This is a genomic window from Streptomyces sp. NPDC056738 (assembly GCF_042790435.1).
GTDB lineage: Bacteria > Actinomycetota > Actinomycetes > Streptomycetales > Streptomycetaceae > Streptomyces.
On the sequence record NZ_JBHTZF010000019.1, the window covers coordinates 51,237 to 72,322 of the forward strand.

Consider the following 21,086-nt stretch of genomic DNA (forward strand, 5'->3'; position numbering starts at 1 on the left):
TCCGGGTCCGTTCCGGCTCCGGTCCGGTCTCGGCGGCGTCCGTGCCGTCACCCGCTCGGGCCCCCGCTTTCCCGCGAATGGTGCCCGGCCGTTCGCGCCCGGCGGTACGGCGGGCTCTGATGGCTTCGAGGGACACGACGGCCGTGGCTCTCGGACCGCAGCCCGCCGAAGGAGCCCCGCTCATGCGCCGTACCGCCCGTGTCCTGTACGCCACCGCCCTGGCCGGCGCCGCTCTCGGCGCCGCCGCGTCGGGAGCGGCCGCGGATCCGGCCGCGGAGGTCAGTCCGGGCTCCGTCGAACCCGGCGGCACCGTCACCGTCACGGTGAGCTGCGACGCGATCGGCGGGACCCTGCCCGACTCCATCGACGCCAGTTCCCAGGGCTTCCAGGACGGCAAGGTCCAGCTCCACCGTGTCGAGGGCGCCGACCCGGCCGCCGCGGGCGCCGCCTCCTACAGCGGAACCGCCCACGTCGCCTCCGGCGAGCCCGATCCGGGCGCCGACCCGGCCACGCGAGGCTCCGACGATCCGGGGCCCGGCCTCGACGGGCTGAGTTCCGGCGCGTCGAGTGCCTCCGACGCGAAGAACTCCGGCGGCGCGCGAGCGGAGGTGTCCGCGGACGCGCGTACGGACGCGGTGAACCCCGCCGCCGGGAGCTCGGACACCGTCGGGCCCGACGCCCAGGCGGCCGGTTCCGGCGCCGACGACCCCGCGGCCCACGACGCGCTGATCCCCGGCACCGACGCCCAGGACACGGCCGCTCCCGACCCCCTCGGCCCGGACGCGCTCGGCGCGGATCAGCTCGGCCCCGACTCGGTGGGCCCCGACGGCCTGGGCCCTGACACCGTGGGCCCCGACACGGTCCCCGAGCCGGCCGGCCCGGACACCGTGGGCCCCGCCGCCACGGCTCCCGGCAAGGAGGTCCCGGACGAGGCGGCCCCCGGCACCGGGGACGGCGACGGACGGTGGAACGTAGGCGGCGTCTGTCCCGCGCCCCCGGGCGGTCACGGCAAGCAGTGGACCGCGTCGTACTCCGTGGGCCGCGGCCCCACGGCGACCCATGTGCCCGACAGCGGGACCGGCACCGTGGCGGCCGAGCCGCCGGCCGGCCGGCAGGGTGTGCACGCCGGTGAGGGCGGTGTGTTCACCGACTCCGTGCCGGCCCTGGTCGCCGGCGGGGTGCTGATCGCCGGCGCCCTGGGAGCCGCCGCCCACCGGCTGCACCGGCTGCGCCGACGACGGAGCTGGCACCTCTAGTCGTACGAGGGGACGAGGGGCCGAGGGGACGAGGGACGAGGGGACGAGGGCACCGGAACCGCACGGGCAGGCAGGCTCCGGAACAGGGAACGGCGGCATCCACGGTGCGGAGGCAGTATGCGGCGGACGGACCCCGAAGGCCACGGACCGGTCCGGTACGGTCCGCCCCTGCCCGACCAGGGCCTGCCCGTGCTGCCGGAACTCCGCGCCGTGCTGGCCGCCGCCGCGGACCGCTCCGCCGCCGAGCCCTGCGGCGGCGGCCCCGTGCTCCTCGACGCGGCCAGCGGCTACTGGACCCGGCGCGGACTGCGCGCCGCGCCCGACCGGGTGGCGGCCGCCCCCGGAGCCGCCGCGCTGCTGCTGGCCCTGACCGGGGCGCTCGGCGGCGACATCCTCGTGAGCCGCCCGTGTGCCGCGTGGTGGGCGCCGCAGGCACGCCTGCTGGGCAGATCCGTGTTCCATGTGGCGACGCCCGCCGAGTGCGGGGGCGTCCCCGATCCGTACGCCCTCCTGGAGACGGTCCGCAGGGTCCGGGCCGAGGGCGGCGACCCGCGGATGCTCCTGCTGTCCGTCGCCGACGACCCGACCGCCACCGTCGCCCCGCCCGAGGTGGTGCACGAGGCCGTGGAGGCCGCGGCCGGCGCGGGGCTGCACATCGTCAGTGACGAGACCTGGCGCGACACCCTGCACGAGCCGCGGGACACCGTGCTGGTCAGCCCCGCCGAGATGCTCCCCGACGACGTCTGCGTGATCACCGACCTCGCGGGTGCCTTCCTGCCCCAGGGCTGGCCCGCCGCCGTCGCCCGCTTCCCCGACAACGAGGCGGGCGCGGCCCTGCGTTCCCGCGTCCTCGACGTGCTCACCGTGCTGGGCGCGCGCGTCGCCGAACCGGTCGCGGCGGCGGCCGCGTACGCGCTCGGCGAGCCCGCCGCGATCACCGAACGGCTCACCGCCGCCGTACGCCTGCACGCGCGCGTGGCCGACGCCGTCCACCGCCTGATCACCGCCGCGGGTGCCGTCGCGCGCCCCCCGCAGGCCGGCCGGCACCTGTACGTCGACCTCGGCCCGCTCCGCTCGGCCCTCGGCGCGCACGGCGTCGGCGACGCGCAGGACCTGGAGGACTGGCTCTCCACCCGGCTCGGCCTGCCCGCGCCGGGCGGACACCGCTTCGGCGACGACCTCGCCTCCCTGCGCTTCCGCCTCGGCACCGGACCACTGCTCGGCTCCACCGACGAGGAGCGGGAGGAATCCCTCGACTCCGAAGCGCCGCTGGAACTGCCGCACGTGCACCGCGCGTTGACCCTCCTGGGGTCGGCCTTCGACGATCTCCGCGACGACGCTCAGCGACGGGAGCCTCCTCGATGACGCAGCAGTCCGAGTCGACCACGAGCACGAAGCCCCAGGGCACCGGCGATCCCGTGCCGGCCGTCGCCCCCGTGCCGGGGCACCCCGCCGTCCTTCCTCCACCCCTTCCTTCTCCGCCCGCCCCGCCGCTCGCCGAGCCCCGTCCGCTCGGCGAGCGGCGTGTCTGGCCCCGGTCCTTCGTGGACCGGCTGACCGCGCCGCTGCCCGGGCTGCGGGCCTTCGCGCGGCTCGCCCGCGAGGGCGCCCTCAGGCCGTCCGCGGACGGGCTCGCCGACATCCCGCTGCTGCCCTTCGAGCCGGGACCGCTGCCCGACGTCGACGCCCGCACCACCGCCGTCTCCTGGGCCGGGCACGCGAGTTGGGTGATCCGGATCGGCGGTCTCACCGTCCTCACCGACCCGGTCTGGTCCCGCCGCATCGTAGGAACCCCGGCCCGGATCACCCCGGTCGGTGTGGCCTGGAGCGCGCTGCCACGCGTCGACGCGGTCGTCATCAGCCACAACCACTACGACCACCTGGACGCCCCGACCCTGCGCCGACTCCCGCGTGACACACCGGTGTTCGTCCCGGCCGGGCTCGGACGCTGGTTCAGGCGACGGCGGTTCAGCCGGGTCACCGAACTCGACTGGTGGGAGGCGGCCCAACTCGAAGGTGTCCGCTTCGATTTCGTCCCCGCCCACCACTGGTCCAAGCGCACCCTCACCGACACCTGCCGTTCCCTGTGGGGCGGCTGGGTGCTCACGGCCCCCGAGGGGCGGCGCGTCTACTTCGCGGGCGACACCGGTTACGGCCACTGGTTCACCCGCATCGGGCAGCGCCACCCGGGGATCGACCTCGCCCTCCTGCCCATCGGCGCGTACGACCCCCGCTGGTGGCTGAGCGACGTGCACTGCGACCCGGAGGAGGCCGTGCAGGCGGCCGTCGACCTGCGCGCGCGGAGGATGGCCCCGATGCACTGGGGCACGTTCGTGCTCTCCGCCGAGCCGGTCCTCGAACCCCTGCGCCGGGTGCGGGCCGCGTGGGAACGGGCGGGCCTGGCCCGGGAGAACCTGTGGGACATGGCGGTGGGAGGGTCCCGGGTACTGGAGTGAGGCCGCTCCGGCCGCGGCTCGCGGGAGAACCGTCCCCGCCACGCCCTGCCGGAATGGCCGTCCTCGCCTGCGCCCTGCGGGAGAAGGGGCGCCCGTCCCCTCGTGGGAAGCGCCCAGCCCGCCCTACGAGGCCTTCGTACGGCGGAACCGGCGCCACACACTCGGCGCCACACTGATCGCGACGGTCAGCGCCACCGCGGCCACCACGCCCTGCCACGGTTCGGGGAAGAGCGAGCCGCCCAGGATGCCGATGACCTGGTAGGTGGCCGCCCACGCGAGGCAGGCCGGGACGTCTCCGCGGGCGAAGAACCGCAGCGGCATCCTCGCGAGCAGACAGGCCAGCATCACCGGGATGCGGCCCGCCGGCACGAGACGGGACAGGACGAGCACGGCGATACCGTGGTCGTCGAGCTTCTCCTGCGCCTGAGCCAGCCGGTCCTCGGGGGCGCGGTCCCGGATCGCCTCCAGCCAGCGCGACCCGTTCTGCGAGCCCATGCCGCGGTGCCCGAGCCAGTAGAGCGACATGTCGCCGAGGAACGCGGCGACCGAGGAGACCAGGAACACCATCAGCATGGCGAAGGGCGACTCCTGATGGAAGGCCACCACCGCCGCCGAACTCACCAGCGCCCCCGTCGGCACCACCGGCACCAGAGCCCCGATCAGCACCAGCAGGAACAGCGACGGATAGCCGATCGCCTGCTGAGTGGACTCCGGGGGCACGGCCGGGGCCGCCGCGGCCAGGAAGATCACCGAGCGGCCTCCGGACGTACGCTCTCGCCCTGACTCAGCAGATGCACCGCCACCTGGGGCGCGCGCTCCGCCGCCAGGCGCACGAACTCCTCACCCGGCGCATGGAATTCATGAGGGCGCACGGCATCCATCCCGATGGGCCAGAACGTGCCGTAGTGCACCGGCACGGCGCTGCGCGGACGCAGCGCGGCGAGCGCCTCCGCGGCGCGCCCCGCGTCCAGATGTCCCTCCCCGAGATACGGGCCCCAGCCGCCCACCGGCAGCAGGGCCACGTCGACCGGACCGACCTCCTCGGCCATCGACGCGAACAGCCCGGTGTCCCCGGCGAAGTACGTCCGCGCCTCTCCCTCGATCACGTACCCCACGGCGGGGGAGCGGTGCGGTCCGATCGGCAGCCGGCGCCCGTCGTGCCGGGCCGGGACCGTGCGTACGGCCAGGTCACCGACCCGGGTGCGGTCACCGGGCGCGACCTCCGTGAGCCGCAGATGGCGCAGCTTGCGCAGCCCGGGCACCGACCGCGGGGCACCGCGCGGCACGAGCAGCCGGGTGCCCGGGGCCAGCCGTGCCAGCGAGGGCAGATGCAGATGGTCGGCGTGCAGATGGGAGACCAGCGCGACGTCCGCGACCGCGGCCGGGGGAGGGGGCGGCGCCCCGCGCCTGCGCCGCAGGTGCGCGAGCCGGCGCGCGAAGAGGGGATCGGTGAGCACGCGTGTCCCGGAGTCCTCCAGCGTGCAGGTGGCATGCCCCCACCAGGTGATCTCCACCGGCACCTCTTTGCCTCCTTCGCACGACTCCCCCCGAGCCTACGGGCAGGAGTAGGGTCTGCGGCGAAACCAGGAGGTGAGGGGGACACCATGAGAGACGCACGCGGTGCCTCCGGCGCGCACGCCCTCGTGGGCCCGCACGAGCACGGCGGCCCCCTGAAGCACCCCTCGTCGCTCCGGGTCACGGCGATCGCGAGCCTGACCCCTTTGGAAGAACTCGACGAGGACCCCTTCCTCGTCGACTCCCGCAGCCAGCACGCGATGTGCGCCCGCTGGGCCGCCGAGCGCGGCTACGTCGTCACCCGGGAACTCCTCGTACGCGGGCTGCGCCCCGACCACCGCAGCCTGTGGGCGGACGTCGAGGCCGGTCTCGTGGACCTGTTCGTCGCGCCCAGCGCCCGGGTGCTGGAGCGTGCCCTCGCCTCGGTGGAGGAGTTCACCGCCGAGTGCGCCCGCCGCGGCGTCCGGGTCGAGACCGTCGGCACCGCCGAACCCTCGTACGACGCCCAGATGAAGGCCAGGGTCCACCGCCGGCTGTCGATGCCGACCGCCGGCTACGACGGCCGCTGAACCCGCACCCGCCCCGCCGGCCATCTCGGTCGCTGAACTGTCACCCGCCGCCCGGGCGAGTCCGCCGGGGCATCCCCCGGGCACCTCGCGGGGGCACTTCGCGCGGCTTTCGGGGACTTCCGGGGATCTCCGGCCGTTGTGACAGGGTGGGAGCAGGCCGCGCGGACCGGGCGGGCCGGGACGTGAGGTGGACTGGGCGTGGACAAGGGACGTTGGCGGCGCCTCGCCAGCGCGGCCGGGCGCAGCATCACGGTGTGGGCCGTGTCCACACTCACGATGCTCGTCCTCGCCGGTCTGCTGCCCGACTTCCGGCTCCAGTCGGAGAGCGGTGACAGCGCGACCAGGATCGCTGTCACCGCGGCGGCCGGCGCCGGTGTCTTCGGCCTCCTCTCGGCACTGGTGTGGCCCCTGCTCGTCCGGGCCCTGCTGCTCGTCCCCGCCCTGGTGCTCGGCCTGCTCGTCTTCTTCCTGAACGGCTCGCTGCTGCTGATCGCCCTGCGGCTCAACCCCTCCGGGAGCAGTGAGGCGGCCCCCGAGACCGCCGTGGTCGTGGCCGCCGTCATGTCGGCCGTCGCCTCGGCCACCGGCGCCGCCCTCGCCGTCCGGGACGACGACGCGTACCGGCGCCGCCTCTACCGGCTCGCCGACCGGCGCCGCAGACGAGCCGCCGGACGGCCCGGCCCCTCGACTCCCGGCGTGGTCTTCCTCCAGCTCGACGGCGTCGGACACGACGTGCTGCGGGACGCGATCGGCAAACGGCTCATGCCGACCGCCGCCCGGTGGCTCGAAGGGAGCCGTCCCAGCCACCGGCTCACCCCGTGGAGAACCGACTGGTCCAGCCAGACCGGCGCCAGCCAGCTCGGCATCCTGCACGGCACCAACCACGACGTCCCCGCCTTCCGCTGGTACGAGAAGGACACCCAGGAGGTCATGGTCTGCAACCGGCCGACCGGCGCCGCCGAGCTCCAGCGGCGGGCCGTCGCGCGCACCGGCGACGGCGGCCTGCTCACGGCCGATGGCGCGAGCCGGGGCAACCTCTTCGGCGGCGGGGCCGACGAGCTCGCGCTCGTGCTGTCCGTGGCCGCGCGCAGGGGACGGGAGAACCGCTCACGGGCCGGGTACTTCGCGTACTTCTCCGACCCGGCCAACGCCGTCCGTACGGCCATGTCGTTCGTCGCCGAGGTCTTCCGGGAGACGGGCCAGTCCACCCGGGCCCGACTCCAGCGGCGACGGCCCCGCGTCAAACGCGGCGGGCTCTATCCGCTCGTCCGCGCCTTCGCGACCGTCGTGGAACGGGACGTCGTCGTCGCGGCGGTGATCGGCGACATGCTCGCCGGGCGCAACGCCGTCTACGCGGACCTGGTCGCCTACGACGAGGTGGCGCACCACTCGGGACCGCGGAGCCGCGACGCCGAGCGGATCCTGGAGCGGCTCGACCGTTCGCTGGCGCTGATCGAGAAGGTCGCCGAGCACGCCCCGCGGCCGTATCGCGTCGTCGTGCTCTCCGACCACGGTCAGAGCCCGGGGGAGACCTTCCTGACCAGGTACGGCCTCAGCCTCGGCAATCTGGTCCGGGCCGGCTGCGGGCTGCCGGTGCCCCGCAGGGCCCGGCGCACCCACAGCGGTGCCGAGGCCCGGACCGCCGTCCGGGCCGCGCTGCGCCGGCCGGTGGAGGAGCGCGAGGAGCGGCGCGAACCGGTGGGGCGGCGCTCCGAGCCGCTGGTCCTGGCCTCCGGGAACCTCGGACTCGTCTCCTTCCCGGACGTTCCGCACCGGATGAGCCGGGAGGAGATCGACCGGCGTCACCCCGCGCTGCTGTCCACGCTCGCCAACCATCCCGGCGTCGGCTTCCTCCTGGTGCGCAGCGAGGAGCATGGCGGCCTCGTGCTCGCCGCGCACGGCGTCGAGGTGCCGGTGGACCGGCTCGACGACGAACACCCGGGCCCGCTGGCCGACTTCGGCCCCGGTGCCGCCGCCGCGGTGCGGCGCACGCACACGTTCCCGCACACCGCCGACATCATGGTCAACTCCTGGTACGACCCCGTCGAGGGCGAAGTCCTCGCCTTCGAGGAGCAGATCGGCTCGCACGGCGGGCTCGGGGGCGCGCAGGGGCATCCGTTCCTCCTGTCCCCGCTGACCCTGTCCCCACCCGTCGGCGCGGACATGCGACGGGCCGGCGGGGACACGCAGGCGATCGGCCCGGACGACGGGCTCGTCGGCGCCGAGCGGGTGCACGACGTGCTGCGGCGCTGGCTGCGCGAGTGCGACGGCTCCCACGTCCCCCTTCCGTCGAGTGGGGACGAGCGGGCCGCCTGAGCGGGCGTCCGGCGCGAGGGGACCAGCGGCGGTGACCGTCCACCGGCCGAAAAGGGGCGTGTGCGACGGAAAATGGGAGGCGGCGGGCGCACCGCCGTGTCCACACTGAGGGCATCGCACGCCGCCATGTCGCGCGCGTCCCTCCTCCGTCTCCCGTCTCCGTCATCTCCTGTCTCGCGCGCGTCTCCCGTCTCACGCACGCCCCTCACATCACTCTCGTCCCTCACACCCCTCTCGTCTCTCCCGCGCCCTCAAGGAGCCCGCCTGTGCAGGCAGCCGTCACCGTCACTCCCTCCCGTGTCCCGGAGCTGCTTCTCGGTCTCGCCACCGTGCGGCCGGTCTTCCTCTGGGGTGCCCCCGGCATCGGAAAGTCCTCCCTGGTCAGGGAGTTCGCCGAATCGCTCGGGCTGGAGTGCGTGAGCCTGCTGGGTACGCAGCTCGCGCCCGAGGACCTGATCGGTGTGCCGCAGATCCGCGACGGGCGTTCCGTGTTCTGTCCGCCGCAGGCCATCGCCCGCGACGAGCCGTACTGCCTGTTCCTGGACGAGCTGAACGCGGCGACCCCCGACGTGCAGAAGGCCTTCTACTCGCTGATCCTGGACCGCCGCATCGGCGACTACGAGCTGCCCAAGGGCTCCATCGTGATCGGCGCGGGCAACCGCGCGACGGACAACGCCCTGGCCCGCCCGATCGCCTCGGCGCTGGTCAACCGCCTCACCCACGTCCACCTGGAGGCCTCTCCGAAGGACTGGCTCGTCTGGGCCGCCGCGAACGACATCCACCCCTGGGTGCTCGACCACGTCACCGACCGCCCCGACCACCTGTGGTCCAAGCCGCCGAAGACCGAGGAGCCCTTCTCCACGCCGCGCTCCTGGCACATGCTCTCCGACGCGCTGCGCTCCTTCGGCGACGCGCTCGACGAGGAGACCCTGAAGGTGATCGCCCACGGCACGCTGACGCCCGCGCACGCGGTCGCGTTCTGCGGCTACGTCAAGATCGTGCGCAGCCGTTTCGGCATCGAGGCCATCCTCAAGGGCGACGCCCGCTGGCCCAACCGCATCGAGGACCGCGATCTCCTCTACTACCTCGCGGAGTCCTTCCGCGGCCGTCTGATCAAGGAACTCCCGGCCGGCCAGGACCACATCCCGGCGAGCGCCCGCCAGACCGCGTACCGGGCCAAGTCCCTGCTCATCCAGCTCGCGGAGATATCCGTCGAGGTCGCCCAGACGGTCATCGCCTCGGACGCCGACGGCAATCCGGTCCTGCCGGCGTGGTTCCTGGTGGAGGCCGCCCGGGACATGCCGCGTCTCGTGGAGGCGCGGCGGTGAGCCGTTCCCGCAAGCCCGGGCCCAAGAAGACCAAGCCCGACCCCGCCGCCGAGGCGTTCGCCGAGGGGATGCGGCTGGTCCGGGCCAACCCGGCGCTGGACGCGGTGGACTTCCGCATCTGCCGGGAGGAGAAGTGCGACAGAGTCCCCACGGACGGGCTCGTGGTCGTCAGCTCCAACGGGATCGTGCACGTCAACCCGGTTCGGCGCGCCGACCCGGTCGCCTGGGCCTGGGCCGTGGCGCACGCCGTCATCCACCTGGGTTTCGGTCATCTCCCGGCCGCGGCCGGCGAGCGCGAGCAGCCCGACCGCTTCGACCTCGCCGCCCGCTGCGTGGTGGTGAACCGCTTCCTGCGCGGCTTCTCGGCGCGGCTGACCCCCGAGGACCTCCCGGACTCCTACCCCGACGGGGACGAGGAACGGCTGGCCGCGGCCTGGCGCCGCGACGGCATCCCGGCCCGGTACGAGCACTGCGGTACGGCGGGCGGAGCCCCCGACCAGGTGCTCGTGCCCTGGAGCACCTGGCGCGGCGGGGTTCCGGCCGACTGGCAGGTGGCCTTCGCGCACGCGCTGACCCGCACCGTGGCCGCCACGATGGACGTGGCGGGCGGACGGCGCGCCTCCCTGGGCGAGGGCCCCACCCCGCTCCGGCCCTGGGAGCGCGCGCTGAGCTGGTTCGTCTCCTCCTACCCGCTGCTCGGCGGGCTCGCCGCCGGCATCACCCTCGTCGCCGACGCCGAACTCGCCCGCGCCCACGGCATCTCCGTCGCCGCCGTGGACACCGGGGCGGCCGAGATCTACATCAACCCGCTGCGGCAGTTCGACGACGAGGAATGGCGGTTCGTCCTCGCCCACGAGATGCTGCACGCCGCCCTGCGCCACGGCGACCGCTGCGGCACCCGGGACCCGTACCTCTTCAACATCGCCGCCGACTACGTGATCAACGGCTGGTTGTGCGAGATGCAGGTCGGCACGATGCCCGAGGGCCTGCTGTACGACCCGGAGCTGAAGGACCTCTCCGCCGAGGAGGTGTACGACCGGATCGCCGGCGATCTGCGCCGCGCGCGCCGCCTCGCCACCCTGCGCGGAAAGGGAGCGGGCGACATCCTGGGTGGACCGCTCGGCTCGCCGCGCGACTACGTCGACCTCGACGAGTTCTACCGGCGCGGCCTGGCCCGGGGCCTCGACCTGCACCAGCAGCAGGAGCGCGGCTTCCTCCCCGGCGGCCTGGTCGAGGAGATCCGCGCGCTCAGTCATCCACCGCTGCCCTGGGACGCCCGACTCGCCCGCTGGTTCGACGAGTTCGTGCCCCGGCCCGAGCCGCTGCGCTCGTACGCCCGTCCCTCCCGGCGGCAGGCGTCCACCCCGGGCATCCCGCGCGCGGGCCGCTGGTTCCCGCCCGAGGAGATCGCCCGCTGCACCTTCGGCGTCGTCCTCGACACCTCCGCCTCCATGGACCGCACCCTGCTCGGCAAGGCACTGGGCGCCATCGCCTCGTACGCCGAGGCCCGTGACGTTCCGGCCGCGCGCGTCGTGTTCTGCGACGCCGCCCCGCACGACGCGGGCTATCTGCCCGTCACGGAGATCGCCGGACGCGTACGGGTGCACGGGCGCGGCGGCACCGTGCTGCAGCCGGGCATCGATCTGCTGCACCGGGCCGACGACTTCCCGCCCGGCGCGCCCGTCCTGGTGATCACGGACGGATACTGCGACGTGCTCCGGGTGCGGCGCGAGCACGCCTATCTGATCCCGCACGGCGCACGGCTCCCGTTCACCGCGCGCGGACCGGTCTTCCGGGTGAGCTGAACCCACCGCCACGGCGCGCCGCCGGGTCCCTCCACGGACGCCGGTGACGAAATCCCGGACACGCACCGGCAGGTCGCCGCCCGAACCGCGGGGTACGGCGGGCCCAGGTGTGATCGGATGGAGGCACGGACCCCGGCAACGGGACCACACCCGAAAGGAATCATCGTGGCAACCACGCGCACCGCACACACCGTGTGGGAAGGCAACCTGCTCGAGGGCAACGGCGTCGTCACCTTCGACTCCTCCGGCATCGGCCAGCAGCCGGTGACGTGGGCGTCGCGGGCGCAGGACGCCAACGGCAAGACCAGCCCCGAGGAACTGATCGCGGCCGCCCACTCGAGCTGCTTCTCCATGGCGCTGTCGCACGCCCTCGCGGGTGCCGGCACCCCGCCCACCAAGCTCCTCACCAACGCCGACGTCACCTTCCAGCCCGGCGAGGGCATCACCGGCATCCACCTCACGGTCGAGGGCACGGTGCCGGGCCTCGACAACGACGGCTTCGTCGCGGCGGCCGAGGATGCCAAGAAGAACTGCCCGGTCAGCCAGGCCCTGACCGGCACGACGATCACCCTGTCGGCGAAGCTCGCCTGACGCACGTACACCGGTGCCGCGCTCTCCCCGTGGGGGCGCGGCACCGGCGTGTCCGCCCCCGTACGGCCGTCCGCGCCATTGACAAGCGAGAACACAGGTTTTGTGCTTGAGGGCGGGCAGAGCCGGGGCGGAAGGGGACTGACATGGGACGTGCGGTCGGGATCGATCTCGGTACGACGAACTCGGTGGTGGCCGTCCTGGAGGGCGGTGAGGCGACGGTCGTCGCCAACGCCGAGGGAGCACGCACCACGCCCTCGGTGGTGGCCTTCGCCAAGAACGGCGAGGTGCTGGTCGGCGAGGTCGCCAAACGGCAGGCCGTGACGAACGTGGAGCGCACCGCGCGGTCCGTGAAGCGGTACATGGGCGACGTGAACTGGCGGTTTCCCGAGAAGGGCGGTGTCGACGGCACCCGCTACCGCGCCCAGGAACTGTCCGCGCGGGTCCTGCAGAAGCTGAAGCGGGACGCCGAGGCCTACCTCGGCCAGGACGTCACGGACGCCGTGATCACCGTGCCCGCGTATTTTGACGACGCCCAGCGCCAGGCCACGAAGGAGGCGGGCGAGATCGCGGGCCTGAAGGTCTTACGGATCATCAACGAGCCCACCGCCGCGGCCCTGGCCTACGGGCTCGACCGCGGGGAGGAGCAGACCGTCCTCGTCTTCGACCTGGGCGGCGGTACCTTCGACGTCTCGCTCCTGGAGATCGGCGACGGTGTGATCGAGGTCAAGGCGACCAACGGTGACACCCGGCTGGGCGGTGACGACTGGGACCAGCGGGTCGTCGAGCACCTCGCCCAGCGCTTCAAGGCCGCACACGGCATCGATCTCGGACACGACAAGATGGCACTGCAACGGCTGCGCGAAGGCGCCGAGAAGGCCAAGATCGAGCTGTCCTCGTCCACCGAGACCAGTGTCAACCTGCCCTACATCACCGCCACCGCCCAGGGCCCGCTGCACCTCGACGAGAAGCTGACGCGCGCTCAGTTCCAGGAACTGACGGCCGACTTGCTCGACCGCTGCCGGACGCCCTTCCACCAGGCCGTCAAGGACGCCGGTGTGAAGCTGTCCGCGGTCGACCACGTCATCCTGGTCGGCGGTTCCACCCGGATGCCCGCCGTCTCCGACCTGGTGAAGGAACTCACCGGCAAGGACCCGCACAAGGGCGTCAACCCGGACGAGGTCGTGGCCCTCGGCGCGGGACTCCAGGCCGGCGTGATCCGCGGCGACGTGAAGGACGTCCTGCTCCTCGACGTCACCCCGCTGTCCCTCGGCATCGAGACCAAGGGCGGCATCATGACCACCCTCATCGAGCGCAACACCACGATCCCCACGCGGCGTTCGGAGATCTTCACGACGGCCGCCGACAACCAGCCCTCGGTCGGCATCCAGGTCTACCAGGGAGAGCGCGAGATCGCCGCGTACAACAAGAAGCTCGGCGTCTTCGACCTCACCGGTCTGCCGCCCGCGCCGCGCGGGGTCCCGCAGATCGAGGTCGCCTTCGACATCGACGCCAACGGGATCACCCACGTCTCGGCGAAGGACCTGGCCACCGGGCGCGAGCAGAAGATGACCGTGACCGGCGGCTCCGCGCTGCCCAAGAACGACATCGACCGCCTGGTGCGCGAGGCCGAGCAGTACGCCGAGGAGGACCGGCGCAACCGGGAGGCGGCCGAGACCCGCAACCACGGCGAGCAACTCGTCTACCAGACGGAGAAGTTCGTCCGCGAGAACGACGAACGCATCCCGGCGGACACCAAGGCCCAGGTCGCCTCGGCGGCCGACGAGCTCAAACAGCTCCTGGCAGACTCCTCCACCGACACCGCCGCGCTGCGCGGCGCCATCGAGCGGCTGGCCGGCGTCAGCCAGCAGATGGGCCAGGCCATGTACGCCCAGGCCCAGCAGCGTTCGGCCCCGCAGGACCAGCCGCCCACCGAGCAGGCCCCCGGCGACGACGACGCCGTGGTGGACGCGGAGATCGTGGACGAGGACCGCGAAGGGGACTCCGGGGGCACCCGGGGCGGATCCCCGGGACCGGGGGCCGCTCAGTAGCGGTCGCGGAACTCCCGGAGGATCTCCTTGGTGCGCTCGGCGGAGGCGGAGTGGGCCGACATGTGGTCCAGCACCTCCAGATGCAGAGCGACCTCCTCCCGCGCGTCGAGATAGAGAGCGCCGGTCACGTACTCGCTGTAGACGATGTCCGGCAGCTCTCGCTCGGCGAAGCGGAACAGCGCGAAGGACGTGTACGTCCCCGGGTGCGGCCCCGCCGCGTACTCCGCGACCTGGAGCGTGACGTGATCGAGCTCGACCCATTCGAGGAGCCGGTCCATCTGCTCGCGCATGACCTCACCCCGGATGCTCACCGGACGCAGCAAGGCCGTCTCGTCCATGATCACCCAGAGGTGGGGCGGGTTCTCACGGGTGAGCAGCGCCTGCCGCTTCATGCGCAGCGCCACATGCCGGTCTATGGCGTCGGCGCCCGTCTGCCCGACCGTCCCGGCCTCCAGCACGGCCCGCGCGTACTCCTCGGTCTGCAGCAGCCCCGGCACGAAGTGCGGTTCATAACTGCGGATGAGCCGTGCCGCGCCCTCCAGGCTGACGTGCATGCTGAACCAGTCCGGCAGCACGTCGTGGTACCGCTGCCACCAGCCCGGCTCGTTGGCCTCCTCGGCCAGCGCCACGAAGGTCTCGACCTCGTCGTCGGCGACGCCGTACGTCGTCAACAGGACCTGCACGTAGGGGATCTTGAGGGCGACCTCGGCCATCTCCATCCGGCGCACGGTCGCCGGCGCGACCCTCAGGACACGCGCCGCCTCTTCCCGCTTCAGGCCCGCGGTCTCGCGCAGCTCCTGGAGCCGTCGGCCCAGGACCACCTGCCCCACCGTGGGCGCCGGCCGCCGCTCACTCACGCCACGCCTCCCCACGCGCCGAAGTATGCGTGCAGTGTGCCATGTCCGTGCGGAACCATCATCGTTTGGCCTCAACCCGACGTCATTCAGCGTGATATGACGCCTCGTAAGCCTCTGCCGAAGCCTCTGTCGCCCTCTTCCCGCACCACCGTCACCGGTCGTCGGCGGCCGTCACCGTCGTCGCCGGCTCCTCGCCCGTCCGGTGGGCGAGCCGTCACGAGTGCAGCGCGTGCAGGTACTTGCCCGTCGCCGGGTCCGCCGGGAGGAACGTCTCGATGGCCAGCTCGGCGACCGTCACGTCCATCGGGGTGTTGAACGTGGAGATGGACGAGATGAACGACAGCACCCGGCCCTCGTGCTCGATCCGCAGCGGGAGCGCGAAGTGGGGGGCGGGACCGAGCGACTCGTCGTCGTCCGCCTCGGCGTCCCGGTCCGGGACCGGATACGCCGCCACCTCCTCGTACAGCGCGCGCAGCGGCTCCGAACGGCGCAGGGCGATCTGCCGGTCCATCTGGGCGAGCAGGTGGTCCCGCCACGTGCGCAGATTGCGGATGCGCGGCGCCAGGCCCTCCGGGTGCAGCGTCAGCCGCATGGCGTTGAGCGGCGGCACGAGGAGCCGCTCCGGGACCCCGTCCAGCAGCAGGGCGATCCCTCGGTTCGCGGCCAGCACGTCGTACGTCGCGTCGACCACCAGCGCCGGATACGGCTCGTAGCCCTGGATCAGCCGCTCCATGCCCTCGCGGAGCGCGTCCATCGACGGGTCGTCCAGCGGGGTCTCCGCGTAGCGCGGGGCGTAACCGGCCGCGAGCAGCAGCCCGTTGCGCTCGCGGACCGGCACGTCGAGGTGCTCGGCGAGCCGCAGCACCATCTCCTCGCTCGGGCGCGAGCGGCCCGTCTCGATGAAACTGATGTGCCGGGCCGAGGAGTCCGCCCGCAGGGCCAGTTCGAGCTGGCTCACCCGCCGCTGCTCCCGCCAGCCGCGCAGCAGCGGCCCGACCCCGTTGTCCTTGGCGGCACTTGGGGTGGGTGTCCTTGGGGTGAGGGCCGGACCGGGCGGGTCGATGCTCATAGGAGGACGGTAGCCGAGGAGAGGCACGCGAACGACCTGTGGAACTGGTCCCGGGCCCGCCCCGGGGACCGGCCCCGGGGACCCGTTCCGGGAATCCCCGCCTGGGCCCGACCCGGGTGCGGCCCGGGGCGGCGGAGGCCGCCGACCGCGCGCGGCACGGGTACAGCGCCGCCTGCCCGTGTCGTCGACCGCGTATGAGTACGCGGCTGTCTGCTGGTGTCTTCGGTCGCGCACGGATGTGCGGCTGTCTGCTGATGCCTCGGCCGTGCAGGGATGTGCGGCTGTCTGCTGGGGCTGTCGGCGTCCACGGATGTGCGGCTGTCCGCAGGGGCTGTCGGCCGTGGACGGATGTGATGCCGTCAGATGGTGCTGTCGGCCGTGCACGGGTGCGCGGCCGTCCGCCGGTCGCGTGGGCCGCGTACGCATGCGACGGCAGCCCGGCGGCCCGGCCGCCGTCGCCGGGGGACGGTCGGCGGCGGGGTAGCCCGTTCGGCCGTCGCCGCCGAGCCGGGGTGCCCGCCGCGCCCTGCCGAGGGGTGGGCGCTGTGGCACGCTGGGCGAGGGCCCGCTCCGGGCGTCGCCGGCCGCCGGTCCGACCCCCGCGCCCCACCCCGGACCGACCGTCCCGCGCCCCGTCCCGGACCCACCGCCCCGCACGCCCCACCCGCCGTACGAAGGGATCACGTCCATGGCCGTCGAACCGCTGGAGCCCAAGGAGATCGAGGAACGGCTGGCGGAACTGCCCGGCTGGTCGCTGGACGGCGACCGGCTCTCCCGCACCTACCGGCTCGGCACACATTTCGCGGCGACCGCGATGGTCGTGCACATCGCCCAGGTGCAGGAGGAACTCGGCCACCACTCCGACCTCACCCTCGGCTACAACACGATCGTCCTCACCGTGAACACCCACAGCGTCGGCGGCGCCGTCACCGTCCTCGACTTCGATCTCGCCCGCCGGGTCGAGGCGCTCGCACCGGGGCACGGGGCGAGCTGACGTCCGTGCTGGACTACGACAAGGAAGCGGACGGCTACGACGCGACGCGCGGCGGCGCACCACGGGCCGCCGCTGCCGCTGCCGCCGTCCTCGCGCTGGTCCCCGACACCGCCCGCAGCCTGCTCGACGTGGCCTGCGGCACCGGCATCGTGACGAGCGGGATCGCGGCCGGACGGCCCGGCCTGCGGGTGACGGGAGCGGACGCGGCCCACGGCATGGCGCGCCGGGCGGCGGAACGCCTCCCGGGAGCCGTCGTCCGCGCCGACGGCCGCCGACTCCCCTTCCCGGACGGCTCGTTCGACGCCGTGTGCGCCGTCTGGCTGCTCCATCTTCTGGACGACGCCGGGCCCGTCGTCGCCGAGGCCGCACGCGTCCTGCGCCCCGGGGCTGTGTTCGTCACCACCGTCGACAAGGCCGTGGCCCACCATGTCGGCAGCGACATCGACGCGTTGACCGCGTCCTGGAGCGCCGAGCACGCCGAGGACGCGAACGAACGCGTCACGGCGTACGCCGCCGGGCACGGCCTGGTCCCGAGCGGTACGGCCCTCTTCTGCGGTCACGGCCAGGGCCGCACCCCGCGCCGCGTGGCCCAGTACATCCGCGACGGCCGTCTCTACGCGGCCGGCGGGCCCGGGCTGGCCGAGCGGGTCGAGACCCTGCCGGGTCCCGACGTCCCGCGCCGCGAACCGGACTTCACCCTGCGGGCCTTCCGCAAGGAGTGATCCGGCCCCGGTCCCCGCGGGCCCTCCGCGAGCGGCGAACGTGCGGGGACCCCGGCCGGCACCTGACGTCAGCCGGTCTCCCTCCGGGTGAAGTCCATGATCCAGTTGGTCAGCCAGGTCTTCTCCCCGTCCACGGAGAACGCCTGCTCCCAGCGGGCCGTCGTCGCCGAGATCCCCGACCACACGAACCGCACCCGCACGTCCTTCCCGTCATGGGTGTCGTCGCCGTGGAACTCGCCGCGCCCGTCCGGCCCGAACCGCCCGGACACCGGCGGGAACAGCCGGCCGCTGCGGCTGGACGACCAGTTCAGCGACCACAGTTCACTCTCCACGTCGAAGAGCCGCAGCGTCAGGCCCGTCCAGCCCTGGCTCGGCACCTCCATCTCGTCGATGTTCGCCGCGCCGCCGAACAGGGACCGGCAGTGGGTGACCGCCGGAAACTCCTCCCAGGCGCTATCCGGGTCGAGGAAGTCGGTACGGCGGCGGTGGGCCACGTCCCAGTCGCCGTGGAAGAAGTCGAAGCCGTGCGCGGCAGGGGCGTCGTGGCGGACGTCGTTCATGTGCGGTCTCCCGTGGTTCCTTCGGGCAGCGAGTCGGCCAAGTAGGCGTCGAGGTCGGGTACTTCGGAGGCGAGCAGGTGCCGTACCCAGGCGTTCCGCTCGTGCAGGATCGGCGGCAGTTCCCAGACGCAGCCGATCCACGGGCGTTCCGTGACGACGAAGTTCGTCGGGTCCCGGTCGGGGCAGCCGAGCACGGGCTGGCCCGCGGCGGCGGCCCGGAAGTGCAGGACGTTGTCCCAGACCCAGCTGTACGCGCAGAGATAGGCGCTGCCGTCGCCGCCCCGGTGCAGGACGGTGAACGTGGCGGGCGGGGTGCCGTCCGGCTCGGGAAGCAGCCGCGGCAGCACCGCGTGGGCCGCCCGTTCGACCTCCGGCTCGATACCGGCGGGGTCCGCGGTCACGTGGTACCGCTTGATCCACCGACCCGCCGTCTCGATGGGCGGCGGCACGGTCAGGAGCTTCTCCCGGAACGGTGCGGGGACCGGGACCGGGGTGGGAGACGCGCCGGAACCGGTGGAAGTCCCGGAGGACGCCGGTCCGGCGGGCGCCGCGGGGACCGCGCCGGGTGTGGAGGTGGCTGAAGTCATGGCAGGACGCTAGGGCCGCTTCACTGACATCCTGTGTCAGTGAAGTCCAGCCGTCTCATCTCGATCCTCCTGCTGCTCCAGACCCGCGGCAGACTCACCGCCGCCCAGCTCGCCGAGGAACTGGAGGTCTCGGTCCGGACCGTGTACCGGGACGTGGAGGCGCTGAGCGCCGCGGGCGTCCCGCTGTACGGCGACGCGGGACACGCGGGCGGCTACCGCCTGCTCGACGGCTACCGCACCCGCCTCACCGGCCTCACCACCGAGGAGGCCGAGGCGCTGTTCCTCGCCGGGGTCCCCGGGCCCGCCGCCGAACTCGGACTCGGCGCGGTGCTCGCGGCCGCCCAGCTCAAGGTGCGTGCCGCCCTCCCGCGTGAACTGCGCGAGCACGCGGACCGGGTGAGCGGCCGCTTCCACCTGGACGCGCCGGGCTGGTACGCGGACGCCGACGCGACCCCGTACCTCACCGCCGTCGCCGACGCCGTCTGGAACGGCCGGGCCCTGGACATCCGCTACCGGCGCTGGCGAGAGCCCACCGATGTGGAGCGGCGCCTGGAACCGTACGGGCTCGTCCTGAAGGCCGGTCGCTGGTACGTCGTCGCGGGCCCGGGGCCGCGCACCTACCGCGTGGACCAGATCCTCGAACTCCAGGCGTCCGAGGAGGAGTTCGTCCGGCCTGAGGGATTCGACCTGGCGGCGTACTGGACCGCATATCAACGGGGCTTCCACGAAAGGCTGCACCGGGCGGAGGTGGTCGTGCGGATCGCGCCCGGCGCCCGCCTGAGCGGTCCGGCCGGCCAGGCTGTGGTGGCCGACGGGCGTACGGACGAGGAGGGCTGGACCCGGGCGACCGTCCCCGTCGAATCCCTGGACCAGGCCCACGACGACTTCCTGCGCCTCGGGACGGCAGTCGAGGTCCTGGAACCACCCGAACTACGCGCCCGCATCGCCGAGACGGTGGCGGAACTGGCCCGCAGATACGCGTAGAGAGCGCTCGCCCCGAAGCGGCAACTCCGGTGCGGACGGCGGCGACTGGGAGGGGCCTCGAACCGGTGAACCTCGCCCGGACCCGCCCGTAAACCACACGCCCGCAGCTAGCATCCCGGCACCGAGCCAGGAGCCTCAGCCCGTTGTCAGTGGCGGCTCGTAGAGTGGTCGTCAACACATCGACTAGCAAGTCGGGTTGTTGCTGATGCCCCGCCGGAGTGATGCCCGGCGGGGCTCGCTGCTGTCATGGGCGGTTGTCGTATCCACGCTCGACCAGGCAGGCGGCGGCGTCACTGTTCTCGCTGAGCCAAGCTCGCATACGTGCGGCCGGTGCTTCAGGCAGGCCTTGGCTCGGCGCGTCGTCCCACCCGCAGGACCGTGAGATAGCGGCGGGTCGCCCTGTCGTTCATCCGGGTTCGGATGTGTTCCGCGATCGCGTCGAGCAGGGGCTCGCGGGTGGCCGGGGTGAGCCGTCTGTACGGTGACGTCGAGCGGAGGAGATCCGCGAAGCCGGTTCCGTCGAGCCGCTGGACCGTCGGGTACCAGCGCACCGTTGTCGGGCCGAACAGGGGTCCTGGGTCCTCGACCAGGCCCCAGCCGGTGTCGGTGGCGCGCACTTCGTCCTCCAGCGGGGGATGGCCCCAGTCGGGATTCCCGGGGGCGAACCGCTCGTGGAGGGTGGAGGTCTCGGCGTAGACCTCCGGTTCTCCCGGTCTGCGGACGACGACGTGGCCGAGCAGCGCCGCCCAGCCTCCGGGCCGCAGCACCTCGTACGCCCGCGGCCAGCCGATCGCCGGGTCGACCCAGTGCCAGGACGCCGCGGCCACGAGGACGTCGAAGCGCCGCCCGCGGTCGTCCCACTCCTCGAACGTCGACGTCTCGATCCCGACGTCGATGGCGCCGAGGGCCGCGAGCCGCCGACGGGCGAGCGCGGCCATGCCCGTGCCAGGTTCCACGGCGGTCACCGAGCATCCGAGCGCCGCCAGGGACCGCGTGGCCTGACCGGTGCCGCAGCCCACCTCCAGCACCGACGACCCCGCGTCCATGCCGGTGACGGCCGCGAGGTCCGCGAACAGTTCGTCGGGGTATCCCGGCCGGACCCGGTCGTAGAGCTCCGGCACCTCGTCGAACACCCGGCCGAGGCCGAGTCGGTCCCTGCGCGTCCTCTGCTCATCGGTCACGAAGGCACAAACTAGGAGGCGCCGCCGCCGGCCGCCACCGGTTCACCCGGCGACCCACACGACTCACACGATCGATTTTCGGCCGGACCCTATTGCTGTGGCCGGTTCCTGATGCATGGTGTGCGTGTGACCTTCCCGGCCCTACCGGACCGGGACCGCCACCCCTCGGACCCCGCCCGAGCTGTGCTCTTCACGGGTCCGCCGCACCTCCCGGCTCCCCACGGGAGGCTCCGCGGCTGCCCGCGACC

Annotated in this window: 19 protein-coding genes; 12 read left to right on the plus strand and 7 right to left on the minus strand. The window is 73.4% G+C overall.

Annotated elements, in window-relative coordinates:
* The first annotated feature begins 182 nt into the window (after positions 1–182).
* The 3 genes from ACFRIC_RS36285 (at position 183) to ACFRIC_RS36295 (ending at position 3,712) form a co-directional block, all read left to right on the plus strand.
* Positions 183–1,256 (plus strand): hypothetical protein, encoded by a 1,074-nt coding sequence (locus ACFRIC_RS36285; protein WP_382795238.1) that lies wholly within the window; start codon positions 183–185, stop codon positions 1,254–1,256.
* Positions 1,257–1,373: 117 nt separating this feature from the next.
* Positions 1,374–2,621 carry an aminotransferase class I/II-fold pyridoxal phosphate-dependent enzyme gene (locus ACFRIC_RS36290; protein WP_382795240.1) on the plus strand — a complete coding sequence of 416 codons (1,248 nt, stop codon included), beginning with the start codon at positions 1,374–1,376 and terminating at the stop codon, positions 2,619–2,621.
* On the plus strand, positions 2,618–3,712 hold the full coding sequence (locus tag ACFRIC_RS36295) for an MBL fold metallo-hydrolase (RefSeq protein WP_382795242.1): 1,095 nt from the start codon (positions 2,618–2,620) through the stop codon (positions 3,710–3,712). The genes ACFRIC_RS36290 and ACFRIC_RS36295 overlap by 4 nt, the downstream gene beginning before the upstream one ends.
* Positions 3,713–3,835: 123 nt before the next feature.
* Here the strand turns inward: ACFRIC_RS36295 and ACFRIC_RS36300 are convergent, their stop codons facing one another.
* On the minus strand, positions 3,836–4,462 hold the full coding sequence (locus tag ACFRIC_RS36300; RefSeq protein ID WP_382795245.1) for a DedA family protein: 627 nt from the start codon (positions 4,460–4,462) through the stop codon (positions 3,836–3,838).
* Positions 4,459–5,232 (minus strand): MBL fold metallo-hydrolase, encoded by a 774-nt coding sequence (locus ACFRIC_RS36305; protein WP_382795248.1) that lies wholly within the window; start codon positions 5,230–5,232, stop codon positions 4,459–4,461. Before ACFRIC_RS36305 ends, ACFRIC_RS36300 begins: the two co-directional genes overlap by 4 nt.
* Positions 5,233–5,316: 84 nt before the next feature.
* Here ACFRIC_RS36305 and ACFRIC_RS36310 point away from each other — a divergent pair, with 84 nt between their 5' ends.
* The 6 genes from ACFRIC_RS36310 to dnaK all read left to right on the plus strand — a co-directional run bounded on the left by ACFRIC_RS36310 (position 5,317) and on the right by dnaK (position 13,884).
* A complete protein-coding gene (locus tag ACFRIC_RS36310) occupies positions 5,317–5,796 on the plus strand; it encodes a hypothetical protein (RefSeq protein WP_382795251.1) in 480 nt (159 codons plus the stop codon).
* 276 nt (positions 5,797–6,072) lie between these two features.
* Positions 6,073–8,112 carry an alkaline phosphatase family protein gene (locus ACFRIC_RS36315; protein WP_382795421.1) on the plus strand — a complete coding sequence of 680 codons (2,040 nt, stop codon included), beginning with the start codon at positions 6,073–6,075 and terminating at the stop codon, positions 8,110–8,112.
* A gap of 266 nt (positions 8,113–8,378) precedes the next feature.
* Positions 8,379–9,440, plus strand: coding sequence for an ATP-binding protein (locus tag ACFRIC_RS36320; RefSeq protein ID WP_382795254.1), 1,062 nt, complete (start codon positions 8,379–8,381; stop codon positions 9,438–9,440).
* Between the two features lie 68 nt (positions 9,441–9,508).
* Positions 9,509–11,245 (plus strand): hypothetical protein, encoded by a 1,737-nt coding sequence (locus ACFRIC_RS36325; protein WP_382795424.1) that lies wholly within the window; start codon positions 9,509–9,511, stop codon positions 11,243–11,245.
* A gap of 165 nt (positions 11,246–11,410) precedes the next feature.
* Complete coding sequence (locus tag ACFRIC_RS36330) at positions 11,411–11,836, plus strand: OsmC family protein (RefSeq protein WP_261705012.1); 426 nt, start codon at positions 11,411–11,413, stop codon at positions 11,834–11,836.
* A gap of 143 nt (positions 11,837–11,979) precedes the next feature.
* Positions 11,980–13,884: a molecular chaperone DnaK gene (gene dnaK, locus ACFRIC_RS36335; RefSeq protein WP_382795258.1), complete on the plus strand. Its 1,905-nt coding sequence runs from the start codon at positions 11,980–11,982 to the stop codon at positions 13,882–13,884.
* Here the strand turns inward: dnaK and ACFRIC_RS36340 are convergent.
* The gene (locus tag ACFRIC_RS36340) at positions 13,878–14,741 is read right to left on the minus strand and encodes a helix-turn-helix domain-containing protein (RefSeq protein ID WP_382795261.1); all 864 of its coding nucleotides are present in this window, start codon (positions 14,739–14,741) and stop codon (positions 13,878–13,880) included. The genes dnaK and ACFRIC_RS36340 overlap by 7 nt on opposite strands.
* Positions 14,742–14,955: 214 nt before the next feature.
* Positions 14,956–15,810 (minus strand): helix-turn-helix domain-containing protein, encoded by an 855-nt coding sequence (locus ACFRIC_RS36345; protein WP_382795264.1) that lies wholly within the window; start codon positions 15,808–15,810, stop codon positions 14,956–14,958.
* A 688-nt stretch (positions 15,811–16,498) separates the two neighbouring features.
* Between ACFRIC_RS36345 and ACFRIC_RS36350 the strand changes: the two genes are divergently transcribed.
* Both ACFRIC_RS36350 and ACFRIC_RS36355 read left to right on the plus strand, forming a co-directional pair.
* Positions 16,499–16,804 carry a 4a-hydroxytetrahydrobiopterin dehydratase gene (locus ACFRIC_RS36350; protein WP_382795267.1) on the plus strand — a complete coding sequence of 102 codons (306 nt, stop codon included), beginning with the start codon at positions 16,499–16,501 and terminating at the stop codon, positions 16,802–16,804.
* A 5-nt stretch (positions 16,805–16,809) separates the two neighbouring features.
* Entirely contained in the window at positions 16,810–17,526 is a 717-nt protein-coding gene (locus tag ACFRIC_RS36355) for a class I SAM-dependent methyltransferase (protein WP_382795270.1), read from the plus strand.
* 68 nt (positions 17,527–17,594) lie between these two features.
* On the opposite strand, the gene ACFRIC_RS36360 is transcribed toward ACFRIC_RS36355, so the two are convergent.
* A complete protein-coding gene (locus ACFRIC_RS36360) occupies positions 17,595–18,086 on the minus strand; it encodes a hypothetical protein (protein ID WP_382795274.1) in 492 nt (163 codons plus the stop codon).
* Positions 18,083–18,673, minus strand: coding sequence for a hypothetical protein (locus tag ACFRIC_RS36365; RefSeq protein ID WP_382795277.1), 591 nt, complete (start codon positions 18,671–18,673; stop codon positions 18,083–18,085). Before ACFRIC_RS36365 ends, ACFRIC_RS36360 begins: the two co-directional genes overlap by 4 nt.
* 39 nt (positions 18,674–18,712) lie before the next feature.
* On the opposite strand from ACFRIC_RS36365, the gene ACFRIC_RS36370 reads away from it, so the two are divergent.
* Complete coding sequence (locus ACFRIC_RS36370) at positions 18,713–19,657, plus strand: helix-turn-helix transcriptional regulator (protein WP_382795280.1); 945 nt, start codon at positions 18,713–18,715, stop codon at positions 19,655–19,657.
* A gap of 335 nt (positions 19,658–19,992) precedes the next feature.
* On the opposite strand, the gene ACFRIC_RS36375 is transcribed toward ACFRIC_RS36370, so the two are convergent.
* Positions 19,993–20,838, minus strand: a complete 846-nt coding sequence (locus ACFRIC_RS36375) for a class I SAM-dependent methyltransferase (RefSeq protein WP_382795283.1) — start codon at positions 20,836–20,838, stop codon at positions 19,993–19,995.
* Positions 20,839–21,086 lie beyond the last annotated feature (248 nt).